The organism is Undibacterium sp. Ji49W (assembly GCF_049340205.1).
In the GTDB taxonomy this organism is placed as follows: Bacteria; Pseudomonadota; Gammaproteobacteria; order Burkholderiales; family Burkholderiaceae_D; genus Undibacterium.
This window is the reverse complement of the sequence record NZ_JBMPOW010000009.1, coordinates 123,954-137,900: the sequence shown is the minus strand read 5'-3', so window position 1 is coordinate 137,900 and position 13,947 is coordinate 123,954. Positions and strand designations below refer to the sequence as shown.

General features: G+C 53.0%; 8 protein-coding genes. All 8 read left to right on the top strand.

Annotated elements, in window-relative coordinates; all coding sequences use genetic code 11:
* Positions 1–234 precede the first annotated feature (234 nt).
* The 8 genes from ACO0LK_RS13005 to ACO0LK_RS12970 all read left to right on the top strand — a co-directional run bounded on the left by ACO0LK_RS13005 (position 235) and on the right by ACO0LK_RS12970 (position 13,833).
* Positions 235–3,090 (top strand): 2-oxoglutarate dehydrogenase E1 component, encoded by a 2,856-nt coding sequence (locus tag ACO0LK_RS13005; RefSeq protein WP_422975676.1) that lies wholly within the window; start codon positions 235–237, stop codon positions 3,088–3,090.
* Between the two features lie 61 nt (positions 3,091–3,151).
* Positions 3,152–4,414: a 2-oxoglutarate dehydrogenase complex dihydrolipoyllysine-residue succinyltransferase gene (gene odhB / locus ACO0LK_RS13000; protein WP_422975674.1), complete on the top strand. Its 1,263-nt coding sequence runs from the start codon at positions 3,152–3,154 to the stop codon at positions 4,412–4,414.
* 31 nt (positions 4,415–4,445) lie between these two features.
* Entirely contained in the window at positions 4,446–4,778 is a 333-nt protein-coding gene (locus ACO0LK_RS12995) for a PspC domain-containing protein (protein WP_422975672.1), read from the top strand.
* A 70-nt stretch (positions 4,779–4,848) separates the two neighbouring features.
* Entirely contained in the window at positions 4,849–6,276 is a 1,428-nt protein-coding gene (lpdA, locus tag ACO0LK_RS12990; protein ID WP_422975670.1) for a dihydrolipoyl dehydrogenase, read from the top strand.
* A gap of 151 nt (positions 6,277–6,427) precedes the next feature.
* Complete coding sequence (gene zapE, locus ACO0LK_RS12985) at positions 6,428–7,525, top strand: cell division protein ZapE (RefSeq protein WP_422975668.1); 1,098 nt, start codon at positions 6,428–6,430, stop codon at positions 7,523–7,525.
* A complete protein-coding gene (locus ACO0LK_RS12980; RefSeq protein WP_422975666.1) occupies positions 7,522–7,929 on the top strand; it encodes a hypothetical protein in 408 nt (135 codons plus the stop codon). The genes zapE and ACO0LK_RS12980 overlap by 4 nt, the downstream gene beginning before the upstream one ends.
* A 379-nt stretch (positions 7,930–8,308) precedes the next feature.
* A complete protein-coding gene (locus ACO0LK_RS12975) occupies positions 8,309–12,331 on the top strand; it encodes a DUF2339 domain-containing protein (RefSeq protein WP_422975664.1) in 4,023 nt (1,340 codons plus the stop codon).
* Between the two features lie 14 nt (positions 12,332–12,345).
* Entirely contained in the window at positions 12,346–13,833 is a 1,488-nt protein-coding gene (locus ACO0LK_RS12970; protein WP_422975662.1) for a DUF3999 family protein, read from the top strand.
* The last annotated feature ends 114 nt before the right edge of the window (positions 13,834–13,947 follow it).

The window sequence follows — 13,947 nt, the reverse complement described above, 5'->3', positions numbered from 1 at the left end:
CTTTTTTTTCCATTAAATATGCTATGCTTCGGCACGAAAGTGATTTTTACATATAACTTTCGCGATTAAATCAAAAGTCATATAAAAAGAGCATGATTTTTGATTGGATCACGAGGATAGTTTGAATAAGCCCTTCCCCACAACTTGATGTGCAATCCGCTAACCGGTCAGGCCGTGTCGCGGAAGGTTAGATTAACCCGCTAATCTCGCGAAACGCGAAGAAAGGTGAGCAAGATGATGCAACAATATAACGCTAACTCGTACTTGTTCGGCGGCAATGCGCCGTACGTAGAAGAACTGTATGAAGCGTATCTGAATAATCCCGGTTCTGTTCCTGAAAATTGGCGCGCATACTTTGACGCCATGCAAAATGTGCCTGCGGTCGATGGCTCTTCGAAGCCCGACGTTGCGCATGCTCCCGTCATTGCTTCCTTTGCTGAACGCGCCAAACAAGGCCCGATACGCACCGTCAATGCCACAGCCGATGCTGAAATGGGGCGCAAACGCGTCGCTGCCCAGCAACTGCTCGCGGCATATCGCTTCCTTGGCAGTCACTGGGCCAATCTGGACCCGCTGCAACGTCAGGAACGTCCTAGCATTCCGGAACTGGAGCCGAGCTTTTACGGCTTTACTGATGCGGACATGGATATCCAGTTCAACATCAGCAATACCTATTTCGGACCAGAAACTGCATCATTGCGCGACCTGTTGAATGCCTTGCGTGATACGTATTGCCGTTCTATCGGTGCCGAGTTCATGTACATCAGCGACCCGACTGAAAAGCGCTGGTTGCAACAAAAGCTCGAAGCCATTCGTTCTACACCATCCTTTTCTCTGGAAAAGAAAAAACACATCCTCGACCGCCTGACGGCAGCCGAAGGCCTAGAACGTTATCTGCACACAAAATACGTGGGTCAGAAGCGTTTCTCCCTGGAAGGTGGCGAGAGCTTCATTGCTTCCATGGATGAAACCATCCAGCGCGCCGGTGAACGCGGTGTGGAAGAAATCGTTATCGGTATGGCCCACCGTGGTCGTCTGAACGTACTGGTCAATACCCTGGGCAAAATGCCTCAGGATTTGTTTGCCGAATTTGAAGGCAAACACGGTGACGACTTGCCAGCAGGTGACGTTAAATACCATCAGGGTTTCTCATCTGATATTTCCACTCCAGGCGGTCCGGTGCATTTGTCCCTGGCGTTCAATCCTTCCCATCTGGAAATCGTCAATCCTGTGGTTGAAGGTTCTGTCAAGGCACGTATGGACCGTCGCGGTGACAAAGATGGTTCACAGGTTTTGCCTATCCTGGTACACGGCGATGCCGCGTTTGCAGGGCAGGGCGTGGTCATGGAAACCCTGAACCTGGCGCAGACGCGCGGCTATGGTACAGGTGGTACCGTGCATATCGTCATTAATAACCAGATCGGTTTCACGACTTCCGATCCACGCGATTCCCGTTCTACCCTGTATTGCTCCGACGTTGTCAAAATGATCGAAGCGCCGGTATTGCACGTCAATGCAGATGATCCTGAAGCTGTAGTCCTGGCGACCCAGATCGCTCTGGATTACCGCATGGAATTCAAGAAAGATGTCGTTGTCGATATCATCTGCTATCGCAAACTGGGCCACAATGAGCAAGATACGCCTGCACTGACCCAGCCTTTGATGTACAAAAAGATCGGTCAGCATCCTGGCACACGCAAGATGTATGCAGACAAGCTGGCAGCGCAAGGCACTATTCCTGCGGATGGTGGCGATCAGATGGTCAAGGCTTACCGTGATGCTATGGACGCGGGCAAGCATACCCATGATCCTGTCATCTCCAACTTCAAAAATAAATACGCAGTTGACTGGATTCCTTTCCTCAACCGCAAATGGACAGATGCAGCTGACACGGCAGTACCGTCCACTGAACTGAAGCGTCTGGCCGAGCGTATTACTACTGTGCCTGCTGGCTTCAAACCACATAGCCTGGTAGAAAAAGTTTTGGGCGACCGCGCTACCATGGGTCGTGGCGAAATGAACCTGGACTGGGGTATGGGCGAGCATCTGGCCTACGCATCCCTGGTATCTTCAGGTTATGCAATTCGTCTGACAGGTCAGGATGCGGGCCGTGGTACTTTCGTTCACCGCCATGCAGTCTTGCATGATCAAAACCGTGAACGTTGGGATGCTGGTACTTATATCCCTCTGCAAAACATTTCTGACAAACAGGCACCGTTCACAGTGATCGATTCCGTCTTGTCTGAAGAAGCGGTACTGGGCTTTGAATACGGCTATTCCACTGCTGAACCAAACACACTGACCATCTGGGAAGCGCAATTCGGTGACTTCGCCAACGGCGCACAAGTCGTTATCGATCAGTTCATCAGTTCTGGTGAAGTGAAATGGGGTCGTGCATCCGGTCTGGTCATGATGCTGCCGCATGGTTACGAAGGTCAGGGTCCGGAGCACTCATCCGCACGTCCTGAGCGTTTCCTGCAACTGTGTGCTGACAATAATATGCAAGTGGTACAGCCAACGACAGCAGCACAGATTTTCCATCTGTTGCGTCGTCAAATGATACGCATGTTCCGTAAGCCACTGGTCATCATGACACCGAAATCCCTGTTGCGTAACAAGGATGCAGGTTCACCATTGTCCGATCTGGCCAAAGGCAGCTTCCACACCGTCATCGGCGAAGTGGATGAAAAAATCGATGCGAAAAAAGTCAAGCGCGTGGTCGCCTGCTCAGGCAAAGTGTATTACGACCTGGTTAACTCCCGTAAAGAGCGCGGCCAGACAGACACGGCAATTATCCGTGTTGAGCAGTTGTATCCTTTCCCGCACAAGAGCTTTGTTGCCGAACTGAAAAAATTCCCGAACATGGCGGAATTGGTCTGGGCACAAGATGAGCCGCAAAATCAGGGACCATGGTTCCAGATCCAGCACAATATTTTTGAAAGTCTGGAAGAAGGTCAAAAGCTTGCTTACGCAGGTCGTCCAGCCAGTGCATCGCCAGCTGTCGGTTACTACGACAAGCACTATGCACAACAAAAAGCATTGCTGGAAACGGCATTTTCCAAACTCAAAGGCTTTGTCCTGACCAAATAATGACGCGATGCGACATCAGAAGCTGATGTCGCATATGGCTACCCGAATCGGAGAGTAAAAAATGGCAATTATCGAAGTAAAAGTTCCTCAGTTATCTGAATCAGTCGCAGAAGCAACGCTGTTGTCCTGGCATAAAAAAGTTGGTGAAGCAGTTGGCCGTGACGAAAACCTGATTGACGTGGAAACTGACAAAGTTGTATTGGAATTACCTGCGCCAGACGCAGGCGTGATTACACAAATCATCAAGGGTGATGGCAGTACAGTTGTTGCTGGCGAAATCATCGCGATTATCGATACTGATGCTTCTGCAAAAGTAAGCCCGATGGAAGTATCTGCTGCTCCAGTAACAGTTGCAGCTGCCGCTGTTGCCGCACCTGCTGCTGATGCCAAGTCTTCTGCTGGCGTAGCAATGCCGGCAGCAGCAAAAATCCTGTCGGAAAACAATCTGACTGCAGCACAGGTTGACGGCTCCGGCAAAGATGGTCGCGTTACCAAGGGTGATGCACTGGCAGCAGTTGCCGCCAAACCTGCCGCAGCACCAGTTGTTGCACCTCTGGCCGCACCTGCAGCAGGCAAACCAGCGCTGCAACAAGTTGCCGCACCAACGATCGCTAGCCTGGGTGACCGTCCGGAAGAACGCGTGCCAATGAGCCGTCTGCGTGCACGTATCGCTGAACGTCTGGTGCAATCGCAATCCACCAACGCGATTCTGACGACTTTCAACGAAGTCAACATGGCACCTGTCATGGACTTGCGTAACAAGTACAAAGACAAGTTTGAAAAAGAACATGGCGTGAAGCTGGGTTTCATGTCCTTCTTCGTCAAGGCTGCTGTTGCTGCATTGAAAAAATACCCTATCATCAACGCATCTGTTGATGGCAATGACATCGTCTACCACGGTTACTTCGACATCGGTATCGCAGTTGGTTCTCCACGTGGTCTGGTCGTACCTATCCTGCGTAATGCGGATCAGATGACGATTGCTGAAATCGAGAAGAAAATCGGCGAATTCGGCGCCAAGGCCAAAGACGGTAAACTGACTCTGGACGATCTGTCTGGTGGTACTTTCTCCATCTCGAATGGTGGTACTTTCGGTTCCATGTTGTCTACACCTATCATCAACCCACCACAATCCGCAATTTTGGGCGTGCATGCTACCAAGGACCGTGCCGTGGTTGAAAATGGCCAGATCGTTATCCGTCCTATGAATTACCTGGCAATGTCTTATGACCATCGTATCATTGACGGTCGTGAAGCTGTTCTGGGTCTGGTGGCAATGAAAGACGCGCTGGAAGATCCAGCCCGCCTGTTGCTCGATCTGTAATTCAGATTCAAAGCAAAGCGAGAATCATTCCGTGAATATCGCTGACGAAATCAAACGTCTGCATGAACTGCATCAGGCAGGAGCCCTGTCTGATGCAGAATTTGCCCAAGCCAAAGCCAGATTGCTGGCTACTGGCGACACTTCCGCTTCCGGTCCTCATCAAAACCTGGGTTTCAACCAGCTGAATCAATTCCGCCGGTCAAAAACTGACCAGTGGCTGGGTGGACTTTGCGGTGGGCTCGGCAAGTTTACCGGGATGGAATCCTGGATCTGGCGTTTGATGTTTGTCTTTTTCAGTCTTTATTTTGGTGCAGGCGTGGTCGCGTATTTGCTGGCCTGGATTTTTGTGCCGGAAGAAGAGTGACAGCACGATATTTCACGCTATTTTTCGATATCTCGCGATTTAGTCAATCCTTACCTATCAGGATATTTTCATGAGCAAACAATTTGATGTTGTCGTTATCGGCGGCGGCCCTGGCGGCTATATTGCAGCTATCCGTGCTGCACAACTGGGGTTTTCCACGGCCTGTATCGACGCCTGGAGCAATGACAAAGGCGGCCCGGCACCTGGCGGCACGTGCACCAACGTAGGTTGCATTCCATCCAAGGCGCTGTTGCAGTCTTCCGAACATTATGAACACGCTGGCCATGCTTTTGCTGACCACGGTATTCAGGTGCAGGGCCTGGGCCTGGATGTTGCCAAGATGCTGGGTCGTAAAAACACTATCGTCAAACAAAACAACGACGGTATCCTGTTCCTGTTTAAAAAGAACAAAGTCACTTTCTTCCATGGTCACGGCTCTTTCGTTAAAGCCGATGCCGGCGTTTATGAAATCAAGGTCGCTGGCAAGACAGAAGAAACGATCACCGGCAAGCACATCATCGTGGCTACTGGTTCTAACGCACGTGCCTTGCCAGGCGCAGCGTTTGATGAAGCGACTATCTTATCGAATGACGGTGCACTGAATATCGCTGAAGTGCCGAAAAAACTCGGCGTTATCGGTGCCGGTGTTATCGGCCTGGAAATGGGTAGCGTCTGGCGTCGTCTGGGTGCAGAAGTGACAGTACTCGAAGCATTGCCGACCTTCTTGGGTGCAGTGGATGAGCAAATTGCCAAAGAAGCCCATAAGCTTTTTGTGAAACAAGGCCTGTCCATCAATCTGGGCGTCAAGATTGGCGAAATCGTCAATGGTGGCAAAGATGTGACTGTCAACTACACGGATGACAAGGGCGCTGAGCACAAAGCCGTGTTCGACAAGCTCATCATTTCCATCGGTCGCACACCTAACACCAATGGCCTGAACGCAGAAGCAGTTGGCTTGCAACTCGATGAGCGTGGTTTCGTCGCGGTTGATGGTGATTGCAAAACCAATCTGGCAAATGTCTGGGCCGTGGGCGACGTGGTACGTGGCCCTATGCTGGCACACAAGGCAGAGGAAGAGGGCGTTGCCGTGGCTGAACGTATCGCCGGTCAGCATGGTCATGTCAACTTCAATACTATCCCCTGGGTAATCTACACATCTCCGGAAATCGCATGGGTAGGTCGTACCGAACAGCAACTGAAGGCCGATGGTGTGGCTTACAAAGCAGGTACTTTCCCATTCATGGCGAATGGCCGTGCCCGTGCCCTGGGTGATACTTCAGGTATGGTCAAGTTCCTGGCGGATGCAACGACAGATGAAATTCTGGGCGTGCATATCGTTGGCCCTATGGCTTCCGAATTGATCGCTGAAGCCGTTGTGGCGATGGAATTCAAGGCATCGGCAGAAGACATCGCCCGTATTTGCCATGCTCATCCTTCTTTGTCTGAAGCGACTAAAGAAGCAGCGCTGGCAGTGGACAAACGTTCATTGAACTTCTGATCGTTCCTCGTCTGTCATCAGAAATGCTGTCTGGCACCTATGATGACAGCGCGCTGCCAGCACGCCCGGGTCCGGTTTGATAGGGCAGGGCGTGTGGCAGTTTACCAGCTTGTCAGATGGCAGCTAACGCAGCAAAGACCTATTTTCCCTCATGAATGTCATAGAGTTTTATCAGGATGCATTAAGTCAGCGTGGTTTTCAGGCTGATGAAGCACAAAGACGCGCAGTTGACCGCCTGCAGACTGCCTATGATGAATGGGTGGAGTACAAAGGCAAGCGCGCAAATAAATTTACCCGCCTCATCACCCGTCCAGAAGTGCCGCGTGGCGTCTATATGTGGGGTGGCGTTGGTCGCGGTAAATCGTTTTTGATGGACAGTTTTTTTTCGGTTGTGCCAGTGGTGCGCAAAACCCGTCTGCATTTCCATGAATTCATGCGCGGCGTGCACCGCCAGCTGGATGAAATGAAAGGCGTGGCCGACCCTCTGGATGAGGTGGCGCGCAGGATCGCCAAGAAATACCGGCTGATTTGTTTTGACGAATTTCATGTGTCCGATGTTGCCGATGCCATGTTGCTGTACAACCTGCTGAAAGCCCTGTTTGACAATGGCGTATCATTTGTCATGACCTCCAATTACCAGCCGGATACCCTGTACCCTGATGGCTTGCACCGGGACCGCATGTTGCCGACCATCGCCTTGCTGAAAGAAAAACTGGATATCCTGAATGTGGATTCCGGCAATGATTACCGCAAGCGCGCCATGGAACAGGTGCAGGCTTACCTGACGCCGCTGAACGCTACAACTGACCGTTCCTTGCGTGATGCGTTTGCCCGTATTGCAGAAACCAATGATGAAGATCCACGTGTTGATATTGAGGGGCGCAATCTGAAATCGCTACGACGTGCCGGCAGCGTGATCTGGTTTGATTTTGCTACCCTGTGTGGCGGACCACGGTCACAGAATGATTATCTTGAAATCGCCAGCCGCTTTCATACGGTCATCTTGTCTTCCATCCCGCGCATGTCGGCTGCCATGTCGTCCGAGGCGCGTCGTTTTACCTGGCTGATCGACGTGTTTTACGACAACAAAGTGAAGCTCATCATGTCGGCAGAAGTGATACCCGAGGAACTTTATACCAACGGTACCCTGTCTAATGAATTTCATAGAACCGTTTCACGTATCATAGAGATGCAGTCCAAAGAATACATGGATGCAGATCAGCGCCAACTTGCGGAGAGTATCACTTGATTAAAAACATCCTTACTGTCTGTGTTGCCGTATTGTTCCAACTGGCAATCACCAGCCCTGCAATGGCTGCCCCGGACAGCAATGAATTGTCTGCGATTGTCGGAATGACGACCGCCCTGGACCAAAAATATCCCCCAGGCAGTATTACTACTGGTGATACGGCTGATGCTGCCCTGAAAGAAGCCACTGCTGCACAGCAGCGTTTGCAAAGTTGGTATGAGCAGGCCGACAAAGTCTGTCACGACAAGTTTTTTGTGAATGACTGCCTGGATGATACCAAGCAGCAGCGTCGGCAATATATCGTTGTTCTGCAAAGAATCTCGCTGGAAGCCAAGGCCCTGCAACGTAAATTGCACATCGAGCAACTGGATAAGGAATTGCTGCAAAAGCAGGCAAAGCCTTGAAGCCATAAGTATACGCGCTGCTAGATCGCAGCCTGCCTGGCTTCTTGAAATGTAATCAGCCCCGACATGTTTGGGGCTGATGCACATTAGGCATGCAAGTGCCCTTCAGTAGGAATTCAGTGTGAATTCAGTGGAAATCAGATGAATTTACCCTGGAATTTTGTAAGTAGTTGTAATGCATTTTATTCACTTTCTCCAATTGTACAGTCGCCGTCAGGCATCCATTCTTCAGGTGTTTTGCTATTGAAATCACCAATTGCATGCTCAAAATAAATCGTGGCACCACGATTGCACCTGAAGTGCAAGTATTGCAAGTTTTTTGAATTTTCCTTACAGTCTGGCGATGGCGCTAAAAGCGCAGAAGAATTAAGGGAATACTATGTGGTTTGTCGGTGGAATCATCGGTTTCATCATCGGCGTGGCAACGGGGTCTGGCCCCGCCATGCTGCTGTTTGCTGTATTGGGTGGCTTTGTCGGCCAGATGCTGGGCAGTTCCCGCACAAAAACACCCAAACCCTGGGGTGCAAATGGCAATGCGCAGGCGAAACCGGGACAAGCCAAACCTGAAGACCCTCTGACAGAGATGCGCAGGAAAATGGCAGCGATGGAAAATCGCCTGCAAAATCTGGAACGTGAACTTGCTAGCCTGAAAGCCGGTACTTCAGGTGCAATTACAGCGGGCAGCGAGCCTGCTGCGACTGCGGAAATGCCGGAAAAAGCGTCCACAATCGCAGCGGCAGCCATCCGTCCCACAGAGACCGGTATGGCGATAACGCAGCCAGCAGTTACCGCCATGCCGCCACCCTTACCTGTGGCTGAAGACAGCTTATCCATCGACGAGGGCCTGACATTTGAACCGGCACCGGCAATGGCTGCGACCATCACCGGCAAAGATGCCAGTACTGCCGTGCCAGTCAGCAATGACAAGAGTGAGGTTGCAGCAAACTCTGACGGGCAAGTGCCCGCAATGTCTGTGCCGCTTGCTCCCGCCACGCCGGCAGCGATTGCGTCGGCACCAGTTGTGCCGCCTGTGCTGCATGTGTCACCCGTCCCGCCAGTGCCATCAGATCCACCAGTTCCACCAGTTCCACCAGCTCCAGTCAAGCCTGCGGTGGCAAAACGACCTCCGCCGCCGCCACCCAAAAGCTTTCGAGAAAGTTTGCCTGCACCGGTTGCCAATCTGATTTTCGGTGGCAATACCCTGGTCAAGGCCGGTGTGCTTATCCTGTTCCTGGGCCTGGCTTTCTTGCTGCGTTATACGGCAGAGCGGGTCACAGTCCCGGTTGAATTGCGTTATGCCGGCGTAGCGCTGGTTGGCGTGGTTTTGTTGAGCCTTGGCTGGCTGCTGCGTAACAAGCGGCGCGATTATGCGCTGATATTGCAGGGTATGGCGATAGGGGTATTTTATCTGACGACCCTGTCTGCGATGAAAATGCATGCGCTGGTAAGCCCGGAAGCAGGCTTTGGCTTCATGTTTGCGGTGTCGGTATTAAGTGCTGCTCTGGCCGTTTTGCAAAAGGCACCTATGCTGGCCATCGTCGCCGCGCTGGAAGGTTTCGTGACACCTGTGCTGACCTCAACCGGCGAAAACCGGCCGCTGGGCTTGTTCACCTATCTGGCGGTGCTGGATATGGGTATTTTCCTGGTGGCCTGGTTCAATGCCTGGCGCATCCTTAACCTGATCGGTTTTGTCGGTACCTTTACCCTGGCGCTGGGCTGGGCAGACAAGTTCTATACAGACAGTCAATATGGGCTGGTGCAGCCTTTCCTGGTGTTCTTCTTTGTTTTGTTTGCCCTGATAGGCTTGCGGTTTGCACGGCGCACGCTGAAGGAAGCAGAAAACCAGGAAGGACCACTGGCAACCCTGAAGCGGGTGGGGCGTGTCGACAGTGCGCTGGTGTTTGGTAACCCGGTCACGGCATTCGGGATGCAATACATGCTGGTCAAGCATACCGAATACGGCGCCGCATTTTCTGCGTTGGTCGTGGGCTTCTTTTATCTGTTGCTGGCCAGATTTGTGTTTTCCAGACAGAAGCAGGGCCTGGCCTTGCTGGCTGAGGCCTATGTCATTGTGGCGGCCATTTTTGGCACTCTGGCGATTCCGCTGGGGCTGGAAGGTACCTGGACTGGTGCTGCCTGGGCGGTAGAGGGGGCCGGCATGTACTGGCTGGGCTTGCGTCAGCAAAGACCCTATGCCCGGGCATTTGCCTATGTGGTGCTGGCTGGTGCCAGCTACAAGCTGTTGAATGGCATTTACCTGAATCCTGATCTGACCGGGCCTTTGTGGCAGGGGCCATGGCTGGGGCCGGTGTTGCTCGCCGTCAGCGTGTTCGTGGTCTGGAATCTGCACAGGCGTGCCGACAGCAAGGCTGTTTCAAGCTGGGAAGACGTACCAAACCGATTCTTGCCCTGGCTGGGTGTGGCGGCAATTGCCCTGTTGCCGTGGATGTTGCTGGTGCCGCAGTATGCAGCGGCAGCACTGGCAGTGCTGGCCTTGCTGGTATCGGCAGTGGCGCGACGTTTTGGCTTGCAAATTTTTGCGCCAGTGGCGGCTGCCTTGCAGGCGACGGCGCTGGTGACTTTCCTGTTCACGCTGCATGCGGCAACGGCAGCCAATGTTACCAATGCTGCCAATGTCACCAATAGCAAGGCAGCGCTGGCTGATGGCTGGCATGGCATGCTGGCAGCCCTGATCATTGCGGCCAGTATTCTGTTTACCGCCGGACGTGCGATGCGCGAAACCAGGCAAAAAGCGCAAGAGCAGGGCAAGCCGCCAGCCTGGTCGTATGTAAATAATCTGGCGGTTGTCAGTGGCTGCGCCTTGCTGCATCTGGCGATGTTGTTTGCGCTGGACCTGCAACAGGCTGCTCTGATCTGGCCACTGACATCTTGCCTGCTGCTATGGGCAGGCTTGCGCATGTCGCATACAGCGCTGGCTGGTCTGGCTGCGGCTCTGCAAGTGATTTCTGCTTTGCTGTATGTTATCGAGATAGATCATTATCATGGCAATGCATTTGCCCATCTGGGTTTCCTGATTCCTTTGTCGCTGGCTGTCGCTGCCTGGGTCAGTGCTGATCGCATACGTGCCGAAGCAGCCAGGATGCGTCAGGTCTTGCTTGAATTGGGGAATGTCAGTGCCAGTGCTAACAATGGCGCAGCGGCCCGTCCGGTGGCTGCAATCTGGCTGAATCCCTGGTGTAGCGGCAAGCTGGCAACCGTGTTGCCGGTTGTCTGGGGGCTGGGATGGTGGCTGTCGGCATGGTTCCCCGAAAGCCTGGATGTACTGCAACATAATGGGCATACAGCTTTTGCTGCGACGGTGGCCGTGACTATTTCCATCTTCAGTTCTGTGTTGATGATAGCGCTTGCCAAATGGCGGCGCTGGGCCGCCATGGGTGGTGCGGCTATCGTTTTCCTGCCTTTGCTGATCTTCAGCGCCCTGATCGGTATCTCAGGCTCGCAAACAGCCTATCTGCCATCGGCGCATTTTGGCTGGCTGCTGTGGTCGCTAGCCCTGGCCTGGCATTTGCGTGCGCTCAAGTGGCAGCAGGTGTGGCTGGCAGGCTGGCCGCGTTTGCTGAGTGTGACGCATATTGTGGGCTTCTGGTTCTTCCTGCTGCTGGCAGCAAGGGAAGGGCAGTTGCGCTTTGAGCCGCTGGCAGATGCCTGGTCGAGCTGGCCTTTGCTAGGCTGGATACTGGTGCCTGCCCTGGTTTTCTGGTTTATTGGTTCACGTACGCTGGCTATCATCTGGCCGCTGAATACCTACCGTCGCGCCTATCTGGAACTGGCTTGCGCGCCGGTTGCGCTGTATTTGCTGGGCTGGTGCTGGCTGACCAATGCCTTCAGTGCCGGTAATGCCAGCCCCTTGCCTTACCTGCCTTTGCTGAATCCGCTGGAACTGGGGCAGTGGCTGGTATTGCTGGCCTTGCTGCACTGGTGGCGTGCTTTACCGTCGGCATCGGTTAAAACCGGTGGCTTGCAGATATCCAGCGTAGTGGCAGCAGCAACTGCGCTGGCCTTGTTGACGGGCATGGTCTTGCGTAGCTGTCACCATTTTGCCGGTGTCGCCTGGGATGCGGATGCCCTGTTTGCATCCCGCCTGAGCCAGGCGGCCGTATCAATTACCTGGGCCGTGTGTGGTGTGGCGGTCATGCTGTTTGGCAATCGTCGCATGTCACGTGGTATCTGGATAGCGGGCGCGAGCTTGCTGGGCGTGGTGGTGGTCAAACTGTTCCTGATCGAACTGGCAGACCGTGGCGGCCTGTATCGCATCGTGTCCTTTATCGGTGTGGGTATCCTGTTGCTGGTGGTCGGGTATTTTGCGCCAGTGCCTGTCAAACCAAAAACTGTCGTGATTGGTGCTGAGGATGAAGCCGAATCCCATCAGGAGCAGAAATGAACAATGGGCGCTCAATGAAGATAAAAACGGCACTGCTTGCAAGCTGTCTGTTGCTGTCCATGTTGCCAGGTTTTGCCGCGACGCTTGGTGTGCAGCAAACGGTCATTACTACTCAGGGTAATGGCCCTTACTATCGATTGAATTTGCCTGTGGGTATTTACCCCGGTAGCGTGCACCCGGATTTGCATGATGTGCGGGTACGTAATGCGGCAGGGGATTTACTGTCTTTTGCATGGGTCGATACTGAAACCGAAACTGCAGAATTGCGTAGTACCAAGGTGGCACTGTTTCCGCTGCCGGCCGAACAAAGTCTTACTGTCAACACTGCTGGCAGCTTCCGGCAAAATCCGGATGGTTCACTGACACAATTGTCTGAGTGGAAGACGGACAAGAAAAAAACGGTCCCCGCCTGGATTCTTGATGTCAGCCAAAGCAAGGGGCAATTGCTGCAAGCCAGACTGGAACTGGCTACACAAGTAAATGGCCTGTTTGGTTTCAGTCTTGAAGCCAGTGATGATTTGAAGAACTGGCGTTTGATCAGTGCCGATGAGCAGGTCATACAGTTACAGCACCAAAATGCCTCGGTGCAGAAACTGGAAATCAGCCTGCACCATGCAACTGCACGTTATTTGCGCCTGCGCTGGCGTGATGCCGACCAGGCGCCCGAATTGCTTGGCGTTACAGTGGATAGTCAGCAGCAAAGCTATACACCGCCGCCTTTGCAATGGAGTGCACTGATACAGCCCAAAGCCTGCAGCAATACCTATTGTGATTACCCCTTGCCGGAAAAAACACCCATAGACAGTTTGCGTTTGCAATTGAGTGAGCCAAATACCCTGGCAACGGTGAGCGTACTGGGGCAGCTACCGCCAGCCCAGAACACGGTTTCGTATCGGCACCACCATAATCCACTCTACCCCTTGCATGTGTTGCGGCATCATAAGCAGGTGACGGCGCAGCAGACGGATCGTGAGGTCTGGCTCAACGAAACCCTGGCGTACCGCCTGAGTCTGCCAAATGGGGAAGCAAAATCGCCAGATCTGTTGCTGGATGGCGCAAGTTATAAAGGCTTGCGATTGCAGACTACAGGCCCGGTCAGTTCTTTGGGTAAGCCACCGCCTGGAATACAGATCGCCGGCCTGCCGCGCAGCCTGGTATTTTTGGCACGGGGCAAGGGCCCTTACATACTTGAATGGGGTGTGGAAGCAAAAGACGGCGCAGCCTTGCCCCTGCGTACCTTGATGCCAAACCTGAAAACAGCTGAATTGATCAAGGCAGACGACGCCAGCGTAGAAATCGCCAGCCCACCCATCCTTGCTGAAACTGAAAAATCTGCACCGGCACCAGCTACAGCCACAGCACCCACCAAAGAGCACAAACCCTGGCTATGGGCAGCACTGGCTGCTGGCCTTGCGATTTTGGGAGCGATGGTCTGGTCCCTGCTAAAAAGCATGTCTGTCAAAAAGGACGAAATGACAGATGATAAGCAACAAGACAAGTAAAGCAAGTGCGTAGCCCCTGATCACAATGGGGCTGTCTTGTCCGGTTTCCATTTCTCTGCATTGATTTAGAACCTGTTCACGATCTGTAGCGAGCCCGCGTGAACGGGATCAGCG